The sequence below is a fragment of the Streptomyces sp. A 4/2 genome (assembly GCF_940670765.1).
GTDB lineage: Bacteria > Actinomycetota > Actinomycetes > Streptomycetales > Streptomycetaceae > Streptomyces.
Genome location: NZ_CALNVW010000008.1, coordinates 1 through 20315 on the forward strand (window position 1 = coordinate 1; position 20315 = coordinate 20315).

Annotated in this window: 13 protein-coding genes; 9 read left to right on the top strand and 4 right to left on the bottom strand. The window is 69.1% G+C overall.

Translation table 11 applies throughout. The features are described from left to right. Together NBY69_RS05240 and NBY69_RS05245 are read left to right on the top strand one after the other, a co-directional pair. On the top strand, positions 1-3845 hold a 3845-nt coding region (locus tag NBY69_RS05240; RefSeq protein ID WP_308409465.1), incomplete at its 5' end, for an RHS repeat-associated core domain-containing protein. A gap of 39 nt (positions 3846-3884) precedes the next feature. Then, a complete protein-coding gene (locus NBY69_RS05245) occupies positions 3885-4304 on the top strand; it encodes a hypothetical protein (protein ID WP_250298560.1) in 420 nt (139 codons plus the stop codon). Between the two features lie 641 nt (positions 4305-4945). On the opposite strand, the gene NBY69_RS05250 is transcribed toward NBY69_RS05245, so the two are convergent. Both NBY69_RS05250 and NBY69_RS05255 read right to left on the bottom strand, forming a co-directional pair. After that, on the bottom strand, positions 4946-5725 hold the full coding sequence (locus tag NBY69_RS05250; RefSeq protein WP_250298561.1) for a phosphatase: 780 nt from the start codon (positions 5723-5725) through the stop codon (positions 4946-4948). 136 nt (positions 5726-5861) lie between these two features. Then, the gene (locus NBY69_RS05255; RefSeq protein WP_250298562.1) at positions 5862-6476 is read right to left on the bottom strand and encodes a TetR/AcrR family transcriptional regulator; all 615 of its coding nucleotides are present in this window, start codon (positions 6474-6476) and stop codon (positions 5862-5864) included. Between the two features lie 141 nt (positions 6477-6617). Here NBY69_RS05255 and NBY69_RS05260 point away from each other — a divergent pair, with 141 nt between their 5' ends. From NBY69_RS05260 to NBY69_RS05275, 4 genes are all read left to right on the top strand, one after another. Further along, a complete protein-coding gene (locus NBY69_RS05260; protein WP_250298563.1) occupies positions 6618-8240 on the top strand; it encodes a carboxyl transferase domain-containing protein in 1623 nt (540 codons plus the stop codon). Positions 8241-8377: 137 nt separating this feature from the next. Further along, on the top strand, positions 8378-10411 hold the full coding sequence (locus tag NBY69_RS05265) for an acetyl-CoA carboxylase biotin carboxylase subunit (protein WP_250298657.1): 2034 nt from the start codon (positions 8378-8380) through the stop codon (positions 10409-10411). Beyond that, positions 10408-11349: a hydroxymethylglutaryl-CoA lyase gene (locus NBY69_RS05270; RefSeq protein WP_250298564.1), complete on the top strand. Its 942-nt coding sequence runs from the start codon at positions 10408-10410 to the stop codon at positions 11347-11349. The genes NBY69_RS05265 and NBY69_RS05270 overlap by 4 nt, the downstream gene beginning before the upstream one ends. 3 nt (positions 11350-11352) lie before the next feature. Continuing rightward, positions 11353-12510, top strand: coding sequence for an acyl-CoA dehydrogenase family protein (locus tag NBY69_RS05275; protein WP_250298565.1), 1158 nt, complete (start codon positions 11353-11355; stop codon positions 12508-12510). A gap of 212 nt (positions 12511-12722) precedes the next feature. On the opposite strand, the gene NBY69_RS05280 is transcribed toward NBY69_RS05275, so the two are convergent. Continuing rightward, positions 12723-16205 carry a glycoside hydrolase family 3 C-terminal domain-containing protein gene (locus NBY69_RS05280; RefSeq protein ID WP_250298566.1) on the bottom strand — a complete coding sequence of 1161 codons (3483 nt, stop codon included), beginning with the start codon at positions 16203-16205 and terminating at the stop codon, positions 12723-12725. 384 nt (positions 16206-16589) lie between these two features. Here NBY69_RS05280 and NBY69_RS05285 point away from each other — a divergent pair, with 384 nt between their 5' ends. Then, positions 16590-18107: an LLM class flavin-dependent oxidoreductase gene (locus NBY69_RS05285; protein WP_250298567.1), complete on the top strand. Its 1518-nt coding sequence runs from the start codon at positions 16590-16592 to the stop codon at positions 18105-18107. Between the two features lie 50 nt (positions 18108-18157). On the opposite strand, the gene NBY69_RS37510 is transcribed toward NBY69_RS05285, so the two are convergent. Further along, positions 18158-18382 (bottom strand): hypothetical protein, encoded by a 225-nt coding sequence (locus NBY69_RS37510; protein WP_308409466.1) that lies wholly within the window; start codon positions 18380-18382, stop codon positions 18158-18160. 57 nt (positions 18383-18439) lie between these two features. Here NBY69_RS37510 and NBY69_RS05295 point away from each other — a divergent pair, with 57 nt between their 5' ends. Both NBY69_RS05295 and NBY69_RS05300 read left to right on the top strand, forming a co-directional pair. Next, positions 18440-18991 (top strand): hypothetical protein, encoded by a 552-nt coding sequence (locus NBY69_RS05295; protein WP_250298568.1) that lies wholly within the window; start codon positions 18440-18442, stop codon positions 18989-18991. A 91-nt stretch (positions 18992-19082) separates the two neighbouring features. Next, positions 19083-20228, top strand: a complete 1146-nt coding sequence (locus NBY69_RS05300; protein ID WP_250298569.1) for a sensor histidine kinase — start codon at positions 19083-19085, stop codon at positions 20226-20228. The last annotated feature ends 87 nt before the right edge of the window (positions 20229-20315 follow it).

Consider the following 20315-nt stretch of genomic DNA (forward strand, 5'->3'; position numbering starts at 1 on the left):
GTACTGCCGCCACCCACGAACGCTCCAACATCACCAGTAGCGGTACTCCCAAAGATCGCGTTCACTCCACCGTGACCACCTACGACGGCTATGGCATGGCCGAAACCGTCGAGGACAAGGGCGACGACGCCGTCACCGGCGACGAGAAGTGCAGCCGCACCTGGTACGCCCGTAACGACGATGCCGGCATCAACTCCCTCGTCTCCCGAACCCGCGTGACCGGCAAGCCCTGTGCCACCGCGGAAGACGCTCTCGACTTGCCCGCGGACTCAAGCCGGCCCGGTGACGTCATCTCCGACACCGCCACTGCCTACGACACCACCACCTGGTCATCCACACAGAAGCCCACCCAGGGCGAGGCCCAGTGGGCCGGGCGGGCCAAGAGCTACACCGCGAGCAACAACCCCACGTGGCAGAAGACAGCCACCACCACGTACGACGACCTGGGCCGTCCGCTGACGGTCAAGGACACCAACGACGCTCTCGTCACCAGCGTCGCCTACACACCGTCCAACAAGATCGGCCCGCTGACCGCCAACTCCAGCACCAACATCAAGGGCTACACGACCACCACAAATGCGGACTTCGCCACCGGGTCACCGGTCAAGGTCACCGACCCGAACAACAAGGCCACGGAGTCCGAGTACGACGCTTTGGGACGCGTCACCAAAGTCTGGCTGCCGAACCGCCTCAAGGTCTTGAACGCGTCCCCCAACTACGTCTACAGCTATGGCGTCACCGCCACCGACCTCCCGTGGGAGTCCACCGGCACCATCAAGGGTGACGGTTCGGGCTACAACACCAGCTACACCATCTACGACGGCCTCCTGCGACCGCGTCAGACCCAGACTCCGTCGCCGCTCGGCGGCACCGTCATCGCCGAGACCCTGTACGACGAACGTGGCCTCGCGGTCACTTCCCAGGGCGACATCTGGGGTGACAAGACGACGCCGTCCGGAAATCTGATCGGCACCGAAGGCGCTGCGGCGCCGAAGGAAACGGACACCACCTACGACGGTGCCGGACGGGCCATCAAGGCCGTCACCAAGGTCCGTGGCATCACCCGCTTCACCACCAACACCACCTATACCGGCGACACCGTGGCCACCAGCGCGCCGGACGGCGGCCAGGCCACCATGGTCACCACCAACGCGATCGGGCAGACCACCGAGCGACGCGAATATGCCGGGCCACAGCCCACCGGCACGTACACGACCACCGGATACGAATACTTCCCGGCGGGCCAGCAGAAGAGCCTCACCGGCCCGGACCAGTCCAAGTGGTCCTATACCTATGACCTGTTCGGACGCCAGGACAGCGCCACTGATCCGGACAAGGGCACTACGCACACCTTCTACAACCCACTCGACCAAGCCACCAGCACGCGTGACGCGCGCGAAAAGACCCTCATCTCCGAGTACGACTCCCTGGGACGTCAGACGGGCCTGTGGGACGGCACCAAGAGCGACAGCACCCAGCTGGCCGCTTGGACGTTCGACTCTCTGGCCAAGGGCCAGCAGGACACCGCCGTTCGCTACGACGGCGGCCTCTCCGGCAGCGCCTACACCAACAAGGTCACCGCCTACGACAACCTCTACAACGTCACCGGCAGCCAGTTGATCCTGCCCGACAAGACCAAAGAACCCCTGGTCGCCGCCGGAGTCCCCCAAACCCTGTCCTTCTCCACCGGCTTCAACCTCGATGGCACCGTCAAGCAGTCCTCCCAGCCCGCCGTCGCCGGTCTCGCAGCCGAGTCCACCTCCTTCGGGTACAACACTCTGGGCCAACAGACCACCCTCAGTGGCAGCACCGGCTATCTCCAGGGTGCCGCGTACTCCCCGCTGCGCGACCTGAACCAGCTCAGTCTGGGCACCGATCCCACCAGCTCTGCCAAGAAGGCGTACCTCACCAATTACTACGAGGACGGCACCCGTCGTCTGAAGCAGTCCACCGTCACCGACGACCTGCACGGCTACGCGACGCAGGACCTGAACTTCACGCAGGACGACGCGGGCAACGTCACATCTGTCTTCGACAAGTCCACTCAGGGCGGCACGGCCAAGACCGACTACCAGTGCTTCACCTACGACGGCGACCAACGCCTGTCCGAAACCTGGACCCCGAAGGCCGCTGACTGCGCCACGAGCGGGCGCACCACCCAGAACCTTGATGGTGCCGCCCCTTACTGGTCCAGCTACACCTACAACGACGCGGGCGAGCGCAAGGCAGAAACCACCCACGCCACCGCCGGTGACGTAACAACCAACTACACCTACAGCACCACTAGGGGCCAGCCGCACCCGCTGACCAGCACCGCCGGACCCAAAACCAGCACGTACGACTACGACGAGACCGGCAACGCCACCAGCCGCCCCGGTACCCAGGCCCAGCAGACGCTGAAGTGGAACACCGAAGGCCAGCTCGTCTCCACCAGTGAGCCCGCCACGGGCACCAAACCCAAACTCGACACCAGCTACCTCTACGACGCCAGCGGAGAACTCCTCATCCGCCGGGCATCCGGAGACGGCGACACCGTCCTCTACCTGGGCGCCACCGAAGTCCACCTCACCACCAAGGGCACCACGAAAACCCTGACCGGCACCCGCTACTACAGCGCAGCGGGCCAGACCATCGCGGTACGCACAGCTACCAACGGCATCACCGGAAGCAAGCTCTCCTTCCTTGCCGGCGACCCGCACGGCACCGCCAGTCTCGTCATGGACTCCACAACGTGGGCCATCACCAAGCGCTACACCACACCCTTTGGCGCCCCCCGCGGCACCAAGCCCGCCAACTGGCCGGACGACAAAGTCTTCCTCGGTAAACCCGCCGACGCCAGCACCGGTCTCACCCACATCGGCGCCCGCGAATACGACCCCACCATCGGCCAGTTCATCAGCGTCGACCCCCTACTCGAAGTCGACAAACACCAGTCACTCAACGGGTACTCATACGCAGAGAACAACCCCGCAACCAGCTCCGACCCCTCTGGCCAAGGATCATTCAGTTGCAGCGGGAACTGCGACGGGCAGACCAACTTCGTGGATTCCCACAACGCGCCGGACTTCACCTCAGGACAAACCTGGCAGAAAAAATATCCGAGCTACCCAGCCAGCTCCGGCTACCACCACAGCATCAGTGGTGGCACCAGTGCCGCCAACACCAGCAGCGGGAGCGGCAGCAGCGCCTGGCACTGGCTCAAGGGAGCAGTCGACAGCACCTTGAACTACGGCTCCGCCATTTTGGGCAACGGAGATATATGGCAAGGCGCAGCTGAGACCTTCGTCAGCACGCTTGCCATACAGGGTGGCCTCGACCTCGACCTGGTTGGCGGAGCCGAATGTCTCACCCTGGTGGGATGCGTCGGCAGTGCATCCACCATTGCCACGGGATCTACACTGATCACAGGCGGCATATTCGGCGTAAAGGATGGCATTGGCCGCATCGACAAGGGGCTCGGAAAAGCATTCAGCGAGGCCCAGGGCGAAGCATCATCGTCAGGCGGAAGGGCTGCCGAAAGGGCTGGCAAGGCATACGAAAACCATCTGATCGATGAACTAGGAGGTGGCGGAAGTTTCTCAGAGAAGGGCCGCGAGTTCGACGGAGCCTTCGTTGACTCTGCCACGGGTCGCGGAACATGGTATGAAGCAAAATCTGGCCAGTACTGGCAGAGCACAATGAAACGCAAGAACGGGATGAGTAAATTCTTCTCAACGGAAGGACAGAAACTTGGAATCGCCAAGGATCACGGGGTGGATTATCGGGTAATCTCAGAGAATCCAATACCAAAGGAATTCACAAACTGGCTAGACAGAAAGGGCATACCATGGCAAATAACACCGTAACGGATGAGGCAAGAAGGGGAAGCGAATATGAGTAGATCAGTGGACATAGACTTCACTTTCAATATTCCTATTTCCGTCACCGAAGTATTGCGTGCGGCACTCAGGAGTGGAGGTGAACTTTCTCGCAATGGAGAGATTTCCTACCTCATCGACGAGGACGGAACGTTCAACTGGCATCAAGAGACCGGCAGTAGTATCGAGCGAGTGATCACCGAAATCGGTAAGGATCACTGGACTCAACACACCGTAGGAATATCGCTGATCATTCCAGGTTCCGATCGTGGCGGAGATCTAATTTTCCATCCCGGAAGATCGACAATCTCTTTCATTGTCGCGATCAACCGAAAGACCCTTCCCGGATCTTCGAAATTTTGCGACATCGGATGGTACCTGAGTTCCCTAGTTCCCATTCTGGAACCGTTCGGTCTTAGCGAGATCGAAACCGTAGATTCCGCTTAAAGAATTGAAAGTAAGTCCGGCATATCGGGGGCCTGCCCTGCGCAAACAAATTCACTCGCCCCCGATGATGTCGGATTCCGTATTCAGTTAACCGATAGGACGGCCCCGCATTGGCTACTCGGCTCAGGTGCTTGGCTACACCTGACCGAGTGACAGCCAAGCACTCCAGGCAAAGAGGTCACGGAGGGCCGTCGTGGTTACAGGATGGGCGCAGGGATAGGTACGCAGGCAAGGGGCCAGCGGTTGGTTTTCCATCAGTGCACCAATGTTTCCTGGACGGAGGTCGCAGCAGGCGCCCGACGGAATTCCACTACTGTGGTTTTCCTGGAACGCCGAGTCTCTGGCTACAGCGTTCTTCGGGGCGAAGATGCAACGGGTGGCCCGGACTGAACTCACCCGCTTGGTGGCGCCGCTGAATGGCGACTCAAAGTTGTCGCGTACGGGGGAATTCACCACCATACCCGGCGAACCAGAACTGCCTCCGGGCAGCGAGCTCGGCTTCTTCGAGTGGCCGGATGAGGAGGGGTCACTCGCGGTGGCGGTGGTACCGGGCGAGGACGGGCGGATCGTCGCCCGGTGGCCGGATCCTCAGGCCGAATGATCGGGCTCGATCCGGCTCCCGGCTGCGCAGCCCGGTCGGCTCAGCCCAGCCCCGCCGCGTCCAGCAGATAGTCCGTCATCGGGTCGTAGAAGCGCGGGTCGGTGACGTGGTCGTCGAGCGGGACCGTGATCTGCATCGTGCCTTCGGCCTCGCCGAGGAAGAGGGCCGGGTCGTTGCAGTCGGCGTAGCCGATCGCGTCGAGTCCGCGCTGGCCGGCGCAGCCCGCCCAGCCGTGGTCGGCCACCACCAGGCCGGGCTGCGGTCTGCCCACCCGCTCCAGGCCGTCGAGGACGGCGCGCATCGGCTCCGGTGAGTGGGTGTGCCACAGGGTCGCCCCGCGTTCCAGTACCGCGACGTCGGCGAACTGGAAGATCATGCCCTCGTCGGCGGTGAGCCCGCCCGGGATCCGTACGATCTCGCAGCCCGCCCTGCGCAGCGCGTCGGCGGTGGCCCGGTGGACGTCGAGCAGACCGCCGGGGTGGCCGGTGGCGAAGAGGACGCTCTCCCTGGCGTCCGCCGCCTTGCGCAGCCGGGCGGCCATCCGGTCCAGTGCGTCGATGGTCAGTTCCGGGTCGATGGTGTCCTGCCCGTGCCGGTGCTCGGGGTCGTCGATGACACCGCAGCGCTCCGCCATGACGGCGAGCACGTCCTGCTCGTCGGCCCACCGGTTGCCGAGTTCGATGCCGAGCCAGTAGTGCCGGTCGCCGTTGGAGAGCTTGCGGTAGTGGGAGAGGTTGTTCTCGCGGGGCGTGGCGACGTTTCCGGCTATCCGGGTGCGGACGAGATGGTCGGCGAGTTCGGCACGGCTGGGTATCGGCATGCCCCCATTGTGCCGTCAGCGCCCGGCCCCGTCAGGCCGGTATTGCCGCCGGTATCGCGGGCTGGATCACCATCGGTACGGCCGTCGGTACGGCCGTCGGTACGGCCGTCGGTACAGCCGTCGGCCACCGGCCGCGTCAGTCCCGTACCGGCGACCCCTCCGCCTCCTGCGCGAGCGCCGCGAACGCCCCGTGGGCGAGGCGGCGCAGCAGGCTCTCGGTGGCGGTCCGGCCCGGCAGGCCGCCGGTGCCCAGGTGCGGGGTGGAGTTCAGCAGCCCGAAGACCGCGTGCACGGCCGCTCGGGCCTCCTGCTCGGGGGTGTGCGGGTACAGCTCCCGTACGACCGTGACCCACAGTTCGACGTACTGCCGCTGGAGCCTGCGGACCGCCTTGCGGTCGGTGTCGCGCAGCCGGTCCAGTTCGCGGTCGTGGACGGTGATCAGCGGGCGGTCGTCGAGCGCGAAGTCGATGTGCCCGTCGATGAGTGAGCCGAGCACCGTCTCGGGCCCGCCACCGGCCCGCTCGGCGCGCATCCGGCCGCCGTCGAGCAGCCGTTCGCTGATGCCGACGAGCAGTTCGGCGAGCATCGCGTCCTTGCCCGCGAAGTGGCGGTACAGCCCCGGCCCGCTGATGCCGACCGCTGCGCCTATCTCGTCCACGCCGACGCCGTGGAAGCCGCGCTCGGCGAAGAGACGCGCGGCCTCCTTGAGGATCTGCTCGCGCCGCGTCGGGGCGTCCGTCCTGGTGCTCATGGCTCCATTCTAGACAGCGGGGTTAGCGAGCGTTAACCTGGCGACCGAAACATGTTAACGGTCACTAACCACAGTCGCCGATCGACCGCGGTGGCTCAGCGACCGCATGGACCGAGCAGAACAGAGCAGAGGGGCCCACGAATGCAGCAGGCACCGGTGCTGGCGAGCGCGGCGGACCCCGCGTCCGAGGCCTGGCAGGCCAACGAGGCGGCGCACGGCACGCTCACCGCCGAGCTGCGGACCCGGCTGGCGGCTGCGCGCCTGGGCGGTGGCGAGAAGTCCCGCGCCCGCCATGTGGCGCGCGGAAAGCTGCTACCGCGCGACCGCGTCGACACCCTCCTCGACCCCGGCTCCCCGTTCCTGGAGCTGGCGCCGTTGGCCGCCGAGGGGATGTACGGCGGTGCGGCCCCGGCGGCGGGAGTGATCGCCGGGATCGGCCGGGTCAGCGGGCGCGAGGTGGTGGTGGTCGCCAATGACGCCACCGTCAAGGGCGGTACCTACTACCCGATGACCGTCAAGAAGCATCTGCGCGCCCAGGAGGTGGCCCTGGAGAACCGGCTGCCCTGCGTGTACCTGGTGGACTCCGGCGGCGCGTTCCTGCCGATGCAGGACGAGGTCTTCCCCGACCGGGAGCACTTCGGCCGGATCTTCTACAACCAGGCCCGGATGTCGGGCGCGGGCATCCCGCAGATCGCGGCGGTCCTCGGCTCCTGCACGGCGGGCGGGGCGTACGTCCCCGCGATGAGCGACGAGGCCGTGATCGTCCGCGACCAGGGCACGATCTTCCTGGGCGGGCCGCCGCTGGTGAAGGCCGCCACGGGTGAGGTCGTGACGGCGGAGGAGCTGGGCGGCGGCGAGGTGCACTCCCGGGTCTCGGGCGTGACCGACCATCTCGCGGAGGACGACGCGCACGCGCTGCGGATCGTCCGGACCATCGTGTCCACGCTGCCGGAGCGCGGCGCGCTCCCCTGGTCCACCGAGCCGGTCGAGGAGCCGAAGGTGGACCCGGCGGGGCTGTACGGCGCGGTGCCGGTGGATTCCCGTACGCCCTACGACGTACGGGAAGTGATCGCCCGCATCACCGACGGTTCGCGGTTCGCGGAGTTCAAGGCGGAGTTCGGGACGACGCTGATCACCGGCTTCGCCCGGATCCACGGCCACCCGGTCGGCATCGTCGCCAACAACGGCATCCTCTTCTCCGAATCCGCCCAGAAGGGCGCGCACTTCATCGAGCTGTGCGACCAGCGCGGCATCCCGCTGCTCTTCCTGCAGAACATCTCCGGCTTCATGGTCGGCCGCAGCTACGAGGCGGGCGGTATCGCCAAGCACGGCGCGAAGATGGTGACGGCGGTGGCCTGCACCCGGGTACCGAAGCTGACCGTGGTGGTCGGCGGTTCGTACGGGGCGGGCAACTACTCGATGTGCGGGCGCGCTTATTCGCCGCGCTTCCTGTGGATGTGGCCGAACGCCAAGATCTCCGTGATGGGCGGCGAGCAGGCCGCGTCCGTGCTGGCCACGGTCAAGCGCGACCAGCTGGGCGACGACTGGAGCGCCGAGGACGAGGAGGCGTTCAAGGACCCGATCCGCGCCCAGTACGAGCAGCAGGGCAACGCCTACTACGCGACGGCGCGGCTGTGGGACGACGGGGTGATCGACCCGCTGGAGACCCGGCAGGTCCTCGGCCTGGCGCTGACCGCCTGCGCCAATGCCCCGCTGGCCGGGAAGGACCCGTCAGCGCCCGGCTACGGCGTCTTCCGGATGTGAGGGGGGTGACGGACGTGGTGAGGGTGACGGACGTGACGAACATGGCAGACGCGGCAGACGTGGCGGACGTGAAGAGCGTGGCGGACGTGGCGGACGTGGCGGACGTGAAGAGCGTGGCGGATCCGATGAGGGTGGAAATGTTCGACAGCGTTCTGATCGCCAACCGGGGCGAGATCGCCGTACGCGTCATCCGTACGCTGCGGGAGCTGGGCATCCGCTCGGTGGCCATCTTCAGCGACGCGGACGCGGACGCCCGGCACGTACGGGAGGCGGACACGGCGGTCCGTATCGGCCCCGCGCCCGCTTCCGAGAGCTATCTGTCGGTGGAGCGGCTGCTGGACGCGGCGGCGCGCTCCGGCGCGCAGGCGGTCCATCCGGGCTACGGGTTCCTCGCCGAGAACGCGGCCTTCGCGCAGGCGTGCGCCGACGCGGGTCTGGTCTTCATCGGCCCGCCCGCCGCCGCGATCTCACTGATGGGCGACAAGATCCGCGCCAAGGCGACCGTGCAGGCGGCGGGCGTTCCGGTGGTCCCCGGATCGTCCGGCAGCGGGCTCACCGATGCCGAACTCGCCGCCGCCGCGCGGGAGATCGGTATGCCGGTGCTGCTCAAGCCGTCGGCGGGCGGCGGCGGCAAGGGCATGCATCTGGTCCGTGACGAAGCGCTCCTCGCCGACGAGATCGCCTCGGCCCGGCGCGAGGCCCGCTCCTCGTTCGGCGACGACACGCTCCTCGTGGAGCGGTGGATCGACCGCCCGCGCCACATCGAGATCCAGGTCCTGGCGGACGCCCACGGAAACGTCGTCCACCTGGGAGAGCGCGAGTGCTCCCTCCAGCGCCGCCACCAGAAGATCATCGAGGAGGCGCCCTCGGTCCTGCTCGACGAGGCGACCCGCGCGGCGATGGGCGAGGCGGCGGTGCAGGCGGCGCGGAGCTGCGGGTACACGGGCGCGGGCACGGTGGAGTTCATCGTCCCCGGCAACGACCCGTCCTCGTACTACTTCATGGAGATGAACACCCGTCTCCAGGTCGAGCACCCGGTGACCGAGCTGGTCACCGGAGTGGACCTGGTGGAGTGGCAGCTGCGGGTCGCCGCCGGTGAGCAACTGCCGTACCGGCAGCAGGACATCACCCTCACCGGGCACGCCGTGGAGGCGCGGGTCTGCGCGGAGGACCCGTCCCGCGGGTTCCTGCCGTCCGGCGGCACGGTGCTCGCCCTCGACGAGCCGCAGGGCCACGGCGTCCGCACCGACTCCGGCCTGAGCGAGGGCGCGGAGGTGGGCAGCCTGTACGACCCGATGCTGTCGAAGGTCATCGCGTACGGCCCCGACCGCGCGACGGCGCTGCGCAAGCTGCGGGCCGCGCTGGCGGCCACCGTCACCCTGGGCGTCCCGACGAACGCGGGCTTCCTGCGGCGGCTACTCGCCCACCCGGCGGTGGTCGCGGGCGAACTGGACACCGGCCTCGTGGAGCGCGAGGCGGACGGCCTGGTGCCGGACGCGGTCCCGGCCGAGGTGTACGCGGCGGCGGCAGCGGTACGCCGGGCGGAGCTGGCCCCGACGGCCGCGGGTACGGGGACCACGGTGGCGGGTACGGGCGGCTGGACCGACCCGTTCTCGGTACCGAGCGGCTGGCGGCTCGGCGGCGCCGACGTCCCGGTGACGCACTGGCTGCGGGTGCCCGGACACGAGCCCGTACGGGCCGGGGGCGAGGGCCGGGTGACCCCGCGCACGGTGTCGGTCACCGTCGACGGGACCGTCCACACCTTCCGCCGCGCCGGCGAGTGGCTGGGCCGGGACGGCGACGCCTGGCACGTCCAGGACCACGACCCCGTCCAGGCCACGCTGGACGCCGCGGCGGGCCGGGGCGGCGCAGGGTCGCTCACCGCGCCCATGCCCGGCACGGTCACCGTGGTCAAGGTGGCCGCCGGGGACGAAGTCGTCGCCGGGCAGGGGCTGTTGGTGGTGGAGGCGATGAAGATGGAGCACGTGATCACCGCCCCGCACGCGGGCACCGTCACCGAGCTGGACGTCGCCCCCGGCACCACGGTCGCGATGGACCAGGTACTGGCCGTGGTCACCCCGGCTGCCGATACCCCGGCTGCCGATACCCCTGCCGCCGATACCCCCGCCGCCGATACCCCGGACGCCGATGCCCCGCAGGAGGAGTCATGACCGACGGCCTTCCCATGTCCGTTCCGGCGCCGGATCTGCCGCGCCGGGTCCGTATCCACGAGGTCGGCGCGCGCGACGGCCTGCAGAACGAGAAGACGGTCGTGCCGACCGAGGTGAAGGCGGAGTTCGTCCACCGCCTCGCCGCGGCCGGTCTGACGACCGTCGAGGCGACCAGCTTCGTCCACCCCAAGTGGGTGCCCCAACTGGCCGACGCCGAGCAGCTGTTCCCCCAGCTCGCCGACATCGAAGGCATCGCCCTGCCGGTCCTGGTGCCGAACGCGCGCGGCCTGGACCGCGCGCGGGAGCTGGGGGCCCGCCGGATCGCGGTCTTCGGGAGCGCCACCGAGTCGTTCGCCCAGGCCAATCTGAACCGGACCGTGGACGAGTCGCTCGCCATGTTCGAGCCGGTCGTCGCCCTGGCCCGCGCGGAGGGCCTGCATGTCCGCGGTTACCTCTCGATGTGCTTCGGCGACCCGTGGGAGGGCCCGGTCCCGGTCGGCCAGGTCGTCGGCGTGGCGAAGCGCCTGATGGACCTGGGCTGCCACGAGTTGAGCCTGGGCGACACCATCGGGGTGGCCACGCCCGGCCACGTGAAGGCGCTGCTCACCGCCCTCGACGAGGCGGGCGTCGGCACGGAATCCGTCGGCGTCCACTTCCACGACACGTACGGCCAGGCGCTCTCCAACACCCTGGCCGCCCTCCAGTACGGGGTGACCACCGTGGACGCGTCCGCGGGCGGCCTCGGCGGCTGCCCGTACGCGAAGTCCGCCACCGGGAACCTCGCCACCGAAGACCTCGTCTGGATGCTCCAAGGACTCGGCATCGAGACCGGGGTCGACCTCGGCCTACTCACCGCCACCAGCGTGTGGATGGCCGAACAGCTGGGCCGCCCCAGCCCGTCCCGCACCGTACGCGCCCTCTCCCACCAGGAGCAGTGAACGATGGACCACCGTCTGAGTACCGAGCACGAAGAACTCCGCCGCACGGTCGAGGCGTTCGCGCACGACGTGATCGCCCCGAAGATCGGCGACCTCTACGAGCGGCACGAGTTCCCGTACGAGATCGTCCGCGAGATGGGCCGGATGGGCCTGTTCGGGCTGCCGTTCCCGGAGGAGTACGGCGGGATGGGCGGCGACTACCTCGCCCTGGGCATCGCCCTGGAGGAGCTGGCCCGCGTCGACTCCTCGGTCGCGATCACCCTGGAGGCGGGCGTCTCGCTGGGCGCGATGCCGGTGTTCCGCTTCGGCACGGAGGAGCAGAAGCAGGAGTGGCTGCCGCGGATGTGCGCGGGCGAGATCCTGGGCGCGTTCGGCCTGACCGAGCCGGAGTGCGGCTCGGACGCTGGCGGCACCCGGACGACGGCCGTGCGCGACGGTGACGACTGGGTGATCAACGGCTCCAAGTGCTTCATCACCAACTCCGGTACGGACATCACCGGCCTGGTCACGGTCACCGCGGTCACCGGCCGCAAGCCGGACGGCCGCCCGCAGATCTCCTCGATCATCGTCCCGTCGGGCACTCCTGGTTTCACGGTGGCGGCCCCGTACTCGAAGGTCGGCTGGAACTCCTCGGACACCCGCGAGCTGTCGTTCTCCGACGTCCGGGTCCCCGCGGCGAACCTGCTCGGCGAGGAGGGCCGCGGCTACGCCCAGTTCCTGCGCATCCTCGACGAGGGCCGGGTCGCGATCTCCGCCCTGGCCACGGGCCTGGCGCAGGGCTGCGTGGACGAGTCCCTGGCGTACGCGAAGCAGCGCCACGCGTTCGGCCGCCCGATCGGCGACAACCAGGCCATCCAGTTCAAGATCGCGGACATGGAGATGAAGGCCCACACGGCGCGCGTCTCGTGGCGGGACGCGGCATCACGGCTGGTGAGCGGCGACCCGTTCAAGAAGGAAGCGGCGCTGGCGAAGCTGTACTCGTCGACGGTGGCGGTGGACAACGCCCGCGACGCGACGCAGATCCACGGCGGGTACGGCTTCATGAACGAGTACCCGGTGGCGCGGATGTGGCGTGACTCCAAGATCCTGGAGATCGGCGAGGGCACGAGCGAGGTGCAGCGGATGCTGATCGCACGGGAGTTGGGGCTGCCCGCGGGGTGAGCGACCAGGCTGAGGGTGGCTCGGCGCGGGTGTGAACGCGGGCACGCGGTACGGGGTGCGGGGTGCGGGGTGCGGGGTGCGGGCGTGAACGCGGGCACGCGGTACGGGGTGCGGGTGTGAACGCGGGCACGGGGTGCGGGTGTGAACGCGGGTACGGAGTGGGCGGCGCCGGATCGGCGGCCCACCCCGTACCCCTCCCCCGCGCAGGTACGTCAGTTGATGGCTTCGGCGAAGATGTGCAGTTGCGGGTTGCTGGGCAGTGTCACGTACTTGACGGTCTTCCCGCCGGTGAGCGGTACGGACGCCGCGTACAGGCTGACCTTGTGGTCCGCGGGTTTGGTACTGCCCGGCGGACGGTTCCAGTGCGCGGCGGTGGCCACCAGCGTGCAGCCGTCGGTGGCCGCGTTGCTGTACCAGTCCGCGACGTCCAGCGTCGAGGTCGATGTGCTGCCGTCGGTGTAGGTGACGGCGACCGTGCCGGTCTGGCTGCCGTTGGTGCCCACGGTCAGGAACGACAGCTGCGAGCCGCTGCCGGAGTCCGCGACGACCTGTCCGTGGGCGGTGACCGCGTCTGCCCGGCCGGCGGGGACATCGGGCCAGGTGAGGGAGGCGCCCGTGGCGGTCACCTGGCTGCCCGGCGTGATACCCACCGAGGCCAGGGCCTGCTGGGAGAAGCTGTAGCCCACTCCGTCCAGGTTGCCCGGTGTCTGGTCCGCGTCATCGGTGACGCCCACGGTGTCGCGGGCGGCTGCCAGGTCGGCGTAGGCGACCTGGACGGCTGCGCTCCCGGTGCCCGCGGGCAGGTTCTCCGAGCCCCGGTAGCCGGTTCGGGCGGTCAGCTTCACCTCGCCGCCCTTCGCCGTGGCGTCCACCCGCACCTGCCACTCCGTCGAGACGGACTCCCCGGCCCGCACCGTGTGGAAGGTGGTGGAAGTGACGGCCTTCTTCGTCCAGCCGGCGGGGACGGTCAGTTCGGTGGCGGCCTCCTTCACCTCCTGCGTCGACCTGTTGGTGAATGTGGTGGTCACAGACTGGGTGGATCCGCCGGTCACCGCGTCCGGGGCGGTCACCTTCGTGTAGCGCGGTCCGCTGGTCCTGGTGACGGTGAAGGTGTCCGACAGCGGAAGATTCCGCGAGGAGTCGCCGGCCTGGAGGGTGTACGTGCCGGTGCCGAGCGTCCAGGCCTGGGCGTCGGTGTTCCAGTACGACGCGTCCTGTGCGGAGATCTCGAAGGTGACCCGCTTCGTCTGGTGCGCCCTGAGGTCCACCTTCTGGAATCCCTTGAGCTGACGCGCCGGTTCCCCGGTGGAGGACGGCGCGCTCAGGTAGAGCTGGGCGACGTCGGCCCCTCGGCGGCTGCCGGTGTTGGTGACGTCCACACTCGCCCGGAGTGTCCCGCCGTCGGTCAGCTTCTGTCCGACGTGCAGGTGGGAGTAGCGGAACGAGGTGTACGAGAGTCCGTACCCGAACGGGAACAGCGGTGTCAGCTTCTTGGCGTCGTACCAGCGGTAGCCGACATCGAGGCCCTCGGAGTACTGGACCTTGCCCCCGGTGCCGGGCCACTGCGCCGAGGTCGAGGCCGGGACCTGGTCGAGGGACGTGGGGAAGGTGACCGGCAGCTTCCCGGACGGATTCACATCGCCGAACAGGAGTTCCGCGATGGCATGGCCCGCCTCCTGACCCGGGTACCAGGCCTCCAGGACTCCCCTGACCTCGTTCAGCCAGGGCATCGTGACGGCCGAACCGGTATTGAGCACCACCACGGTGTCGGGGTTCGCCGCGGCCACCGCGCTGATGAGCTTGTTCTGGTCACCGGGCAGATCGATGTTCGCCAGGTCGCTGCCCTCGGACTCGAAGTCGTTGGCATACACGACCGCGACATCCGACTTCTTCGCGAGCGCGACCGCCTGGTCGATCAGCGGGCCGTCGTCCGGCCGGGTCCAGCCGAGATCGACCCTGTCCCCACCGCCGCGCTGGTAGTAGTCGACCTCCACCTGGATCGTCTTGCCCGCGGTCAGGTCGGCCTTCGCGGTCTCCGTGGCGCCCCCTCCCTGGTCCCGCCAGTTGTCGATCACCTGCTTGCCGTCGATGAAGAGGCGGCTGCCGTCGTCGCTGGTCAGTCCGAAGGTGTACGTGCCGGTCACCGGCGGGGTGATCGTCCCGGTCCAGCTGGCCGAGAAGTTCGTCGCGGGGACGCCCTTCGCGGGCGCCGCCCCTCTCCAGTTGAAGTCGACCTGGGGGTCGGTCCGGGTGGCCGCCGGCGGGCCCGTGAGCGTGGTGTTCGGGTAGTAGTCGCCCTGCAGACCGTGCCCCGTCCCCGACGGCGGGGTGAGGAAGGAGGTGTCGATGGGCGGCAGCGCCCCCGAGGGCCCCAGGCCGCCCTGTGCGTAGGTGGCGGTGGCCTGCGAACCGGCGCGCGCCTTGATGCCCTGGTAGGGGGTGACCGTACCGGTGCCTGCGACAGCGGCGCTGCCGCCTCCCGCGGTCATGGTGTCCGTGCCCGCACCGTCGCCGATCACCGCGATCGACTTCACCCTGCCCGTGTCCAGCGGCAGGACCTTCTGTGCGTTCTTCAGCAGGACGGTGCCCGCCTCGGCCGTCTTCTTCGCGACATCGACGTGGGCCGGGGTGGACGCCTCGGCGCCGGGGGTGTCCGGGGAGGGATGGTCGAACAGACCGAAGCGGAACTGTTCGCGCATGATGCGGGTGACCATGTCGTCGACCCGGCTCTGTGGCACCTGGCCCTGCTCCACCGCCGTCTTGAGCGCGGCCCCGAAGTACTGGTTGTCGGGCATCTCCATGTCCATCCCCGCGTTGGCCGAGGCAACCGTGCTGTGGGTGCCGCCCCAGTCCGAGGTGATGAACCCCTGGAATCCGAAGTCCTTCTTGAGGATGCCGTTCAGGTACGAGTTCTCGCAGGCGTACGTGCCGTTGACGGACGAGTAGGAGCACATCGCCGACGCCGGATGTGCCTGGTCGACGATCGCGCCGAAGGCACTGGCGTAGATCTCCCGCACCGTACGGTCATCGATGACAACGTTATCGGCCGGGGTGTTGCGGCTGGTCTCCTGGTTGTAGACCGCCCAGTGCTTGACCTGGGCCATCACGCCCTGGCCCTGGATGCCCTCGATGTCGGCGGCGCCCATCCGGCCGGTGAGATACGGGTCTTCGCTGTACGACTCGAAGGACCTGCCCCAGCGCGGGTCACGCACGATGTTGACCGTCGGGCCCAGGTCGACGTCGACCCCCTTGGCCTTGTCCTCGGCGCCGATCACCGTCCCGTAGGACTTCGCGACCGAGGGGTCGAAGGAAGCGGCGATGCCGGCCGCCGCGGGCAGCTGGGTCGTGGTGGCCATCCGGACGCCGGTCGGCCCGTCCTGCAACTTCAGCGCGGGGATGCACAGCCTGCTGTTGCCGGGGACGTAGCCGGTGTACGCCGAGACCACCCCGCCCTTCACCATCGCGATCTTCTCGTCGAGGGTCATCCGGGAGACGACGTCAGCCACCCGGGAGTTCACCGGTGCGCTCGAACCCACCCAGGGGCAGTCGGCGTTCGGGCCGTCCGCCGAGCGCTGTGCGGCCTGCGCCGCACCCGTAGGCGACACGGCGAGTCCCGCGATGGCGGCGGCTGCGGCGAGCAGCACCGTCGCCGTTCTGGAGCGACGTAACAGGGCCAGGCGTTTCGCTGGGAACATCACAACTCCTTGGTCGACACCGCAGGCCGTCATGGGCGAGCGGGCGTGAAGTACGGCATCGGGGCCGTCCGCACGAGTTCAACGAGTTCAACTGTTCAACGAGTTCAACGAGCTCTGCGAGCTCTGCGAGGGTGAAGCTATGCCCCGGAGGACACAGCCGCCAGCGATGTGCGGGTACGGATTCCCGCCTCGCGGACCGACCCGGCTGCTGCGGTTCGGCCCGGCTGCCGCGTTCCGGCTGCCGACCCGGGCCCGCTGCGCTCGTCGAGGTCGTCCCGCTCGCCGCGTCACCAGCTCCTCGGTCCGGCATCCTATATGCACCGATATCATGCGTTCCGACCGAACCCGCCGGGACCTGGGGCCCGCGTACGGAAGAGGACGCCCATGCCCGACCACGGACACGACCTGCGCTTCGGCGCCTTCCTCACCCCCACTGCGGAAGGCCACGGCGAGGTGGTACGTCTGGCACGCCTCGCCGACGACATCGGTCTGGACCTCATCGGCGTCCAGGACCACCCCTACCAGCCGACGTTCCTCGACACCTGGACCCTGCTGACCCACCTCGCGGCCCGCACCGAACGTGTCACTCTCTTCCCGCACGTCGCCAACCTGCCGCTGCGCCCGCCGGCCGTCCTGGCCCGGTCCGCCGCCACCCTGGACATCCTCAGCGGCGGCCGGGCCGAACTCGGCATCGGTGCCGGTGCCTTCCAGGACGCGATCGCCTCACTCGGCGGACCGCGCCGCACGCCGGCCGATGCCGTCGACGCCCTGGAGGAAGCCGTAGCGGTGATCCGTGCGTTGTGGGCCCCCGGACCCGCCGTACACGTACCGGGCCGTCACTACCGGCTCGACGGAGCCCGCCCGGGGCCCTTTCCCGTCCACCCTCTCGGCATCTGGATCGGCGCGTACAAGAGGCGCATGCTGGAACTCACCGGCCGTCTCGGTGACGGCTGGCTCCCCTCCGCGGCCTACGCACCCCCGGGTGATCTCGCGGAGATGAGCCGGACCCTCGACGACGCCGCCCGCGCCGCAGGCCGTTCCCCCGACCGGATCCGGCGGATCTACACCGTCAGCGGGCGCTTCTCCCGCCTCGCCTCGGACCGGTTCCTCGACGGGCCTCCCGAACAGTGGGCCCGCGAGCTGACCGAACTCGCCCTCACCCACGGCATCAGCGGCTTCGTCCTCGCCCCGGGAGCCGACGCCGAGCGCGAACTGCGCATCTTCACCGAAGAGGTGGCGCCACGGGTACGGGAGGCGACCGCCGCCGCACGTGACGCGCGGCGGCCCACCACGGAGACACCACCCGCAGCGGCGGCTTCCGGTGCCCCCACGAGGGCGCCGGAGGACGTCGACCTCTGGTCGTCCGACCCCCTGGACGAGGCGACCCGCCCCCGGGCTCCCAAGCACCAGCCGGGTCCGGCCCTGGGGAACACCGGCGCCCGGCTCACCCTCATCCACGACAACCTGCGTGCCGAGATGCGGCAGATCGCCGACGCCGTCTCCCAGGTCGCCGCAGGACAGCGGGACGCCGCCGCCGCCCGCTCGATGATCAACAGCCTCACGCTGCGGCAGAACTACTGGACCCTCGGTTCCTTCTGCACCGCCTACAGCCGCACCCTCACCACGCACCACACCATCGAGGACCAGTACATGTTCCCCGAACTGCGGGAGAAGCAGGCGTCCCTGACTCCCGTGGTGGAGCGGCTGGAGCACGAGCACGAGATCATCGCCGAGACCCTGGCCCGGCTCGACGCCGCCCTGGTCACCCTCGTGCAGGACGAGGGCCACATCAGCGAGGTCCAGGACCTGACCGATGTGCTGGGGCGCATCCTCCTCTCCCACCTCGGCTACGAGGAGGAGGAACTGGTGGAGCCGCTGGACCGGCTCGGCATCAACGTCTGACCCGACCGGCAGTTGCTCGACGACGCGCCGCGCACCCCACGACCCGGGCGTTACGGCGTCCACGCGTCGCGCTGTACGGCTGCCACGGAGGAGGCCCGGGCGGACCGCTCCACCGCGACGTAGAGAGGGCCGCCCGGGGCCAAGAAGCGCTGCTGCCGACGCAGTCGTGCCCTGACACGGTCCTCCACCTCCTCACCAGTTGCGATCTCGGAGAACAACGCGCGGGCGTACAGCCGGGGGCGGGCCTCCCACCCGCGGTGGAGACGGGTTTCCACCCGCGTTCCACCCACGGGCTGAAGGATTACGGGGCCGCGAGGCGAATAGTCGAAGTCATGACGCTCACTGACTGGATCATCGACATCGCACTCCTCCTCATCGTCTTCCGCCAGCTGCGGGAGGAGCGGCTCAGCGCCCGTACGGTGCTGCTGCCGCTGGCCATCATCGGCTGGACGGCCATCAGCTACCTCGACGACATCCCGACCGCCGGCAACGACGTGACGCTGGCCGTGGTGTTCGCCGCCGTGGGTATCGCCTTCGGCCTCGTGTCCGGCCTGCTGACCCGGGTCCGTTACGCGGACGGACATGCGCGGATCAAGGCCACCGCCGGCGCGGCGGGGCTGTGGGTGCTCAGTATGGGATTCCGGCTGGCGTTCGCCGTCTGGTCCAGCCACCCCTCCGGCGCCGCCCACGTCGCGCACTTCTCCGCCGCCCACGACATCACCAGCGGCCAGGCGTGGGTGGTGGCTCTCGTCCTGATGGCCTTCGGTGAGGTCATCGTCCGCATGGGTACGATCGTCGTCCGGGGCGGGCTCCTCGTCGCGCGCAACAAGCAGCACGACCCGGCCTCCGCCCTGACCGCGCCCCGTACCGACGTCCACATCTGACCGGGCGGCACGGCACGTACGAATCGATGACCCGAGGAACAGGTTCCGTGCCGGAGGCTGTGAAGCGGCCGGCGGCGAACGGAGTACGGGGATGATGAGCAAACAGCGGTGGACCGGTCCGGTGGACCGGGCGATGCTCGACCGGCACAGCCTGATCGGCGCGACGACCCTGGTGATCTGCATGGCGATCTCCGTGGTCGCGGCCCACGGCACGACCCTCAAGATCGTCGTCGCCGTACTCGGGGTCCTCGCCGAGCTGGGCATGGTGCTGGGCCGGCGGGTCCTGCCGTCCCCCCTGGGCGCGCTCGGCGCGACGCTCGCCATTGCCACCGGGCTCGCGATCACGCTCCTGGCGCCGAGTGGGCTCGGATCGGTCCCGGTGCTGGCGGGCACGTCCGTCCTGCCCCTGCGCCTTCCGGCGGGGCCGGTGCGCCACGCGGGGGTCGGGGTGGTCTCGGTCGCGTTCGGGATCTCGATCCTGGTGGTCACCGGCAGTCCGGCCGGGCTACTGGCGGGCGTGGGGGCCTGGTTCATGGCCGACCGGTCCGTGGAGCACGCCGCCCTCCAGGCCGAGCGGGACCGGGCCGTCGCGCTGCTGGCCGAGGTGGAGGCGTCCCGGCAGGCGCTGCAGGAGGCGGCAGCCGTCGAGGAACGCAGCCGTATCGCCAGGGAGATGCACGATGTCCTCGCGCACAGCCTCGCCGGTCTGTCCGTGCAGTTGCAGGCCGTGCGGGCGATCGCGAACCGGGAGGGCTCCCCCGCCGTGCTGACCGGCCCGCTCGACCGGGCCGCGGAACTCGCCCGCGAGGGCGTCCAGGAGGCGCGCGCCGCTGTCGGTGCGCTGCGCGCCGCGCCGCTTCGGGGGGTGGACGACCTCAAGGGGCTGGTCGGCGGGTTTCCCGGCGAGGCGCACCTGTGGACCACCGGTCGGGCCCGCCCGCTCCGCCCCGAGGCGGGCCACGCGGTGTACCGGGGAGTGCAGGAGGCCATGACGAACGCGGCACGCTATGCGACCGGGAGCCCCATCGAGGTGGAAGTGGCGTGGGCAGAAAGGGAGTTGCGGGTGGCTGTCCGCGACCAGGGGCTGCCGCCCGGCCGCGCCCTCTCGGGCGTGAAGGGGAGCGGCACCGGTCTGGCGAGCATGGCCGAGCGGATCGAAGCGGTCGGCGGGTCGCTGTCCGCGGGGCCCGCACCCGGCGGGACGGGCTGGCAGATCGAGATGCGCGTACCGGTCTGAGGGATCGGCGGCGGTGCGGACCGTACGGCTTCCCCTGTCCGTCACGGCCCCCGGTACGGACCGCCCGGTACGCAGAAGGGCGTGCAG

Bases quoted from the DNA above. Each gene is read 5' to 3' on its own strand.
- NBY69_RS05260 (WP_250298563.1), top strand. From the start codon at position 6,618: ATGCAGCAGGCACCGGTGCTGGCGAGCGCGGCGGACCCCGCGTCCGAG.
- NBY69_RS05255 (WP_250298562.1), bottom strand. From the start codon at position 6,476: ATGAGCACCAGGACGGACGCCCCGACGCGGCGCGAGCAGATCCTCAAG.
- NBY69_RS05300 (WP_250298569.1), top strand. From the start codon at position 19,083: ATGATGAGCAAACAGCGGTGGACCGGTCCGGTGGACCGGGCGATGCTC.
- NBY69_RS05280 (WP_250298566.1), bottom strand. From the start codon at position 16,205: ATGTTCCCAGCGAAACGCCTGGCCCTGTTACGTCGCTCCAGAACGGCG.
- NBY69_RS05270 (WP_250298564.1), top strand. From the start codon at position 10,408: ATGACCGACGGCCTTCCCATGTCCGTTCCGGCGCCGGATCTGCCGCGC.
- NBY69_RS05250 (WP_250298561.1), bottom strand. From the start codon at position 5,725: ATGCCGATACCCAGCCGTGCCGAACTCGCCGACCATCTCGTCCGCACC.
- NBY69_RS05265 (WP_250298657.1), top strand. From the start codon at position 8,378: ATGTTCGACAGCGTTCTGATCGCCAACCGGGGCGAGATCGCCGTACGC.
- NBY69_RS05275 (WP_250298565.1), top strand. From the start codon at position 11,353: ATGGACCACCGTCTGAGTACCGAGCACGAAGAACTCCGCCGCACGGTC.
- NBY69_RS05295 (WP_250298568.1), top strand. From the start codon at position 18,440: ATGACGCTCACTGACTGGATCATCGACATCGCACTCCTCCTCATCGTC.
- NBY69_RS05285 (WP_250298567.1), top strand. From the start codon at position 16,590: ATGCCCGACCACGGACACGACCTGCGCTTCGGCGCCTTCCTCACCCCC.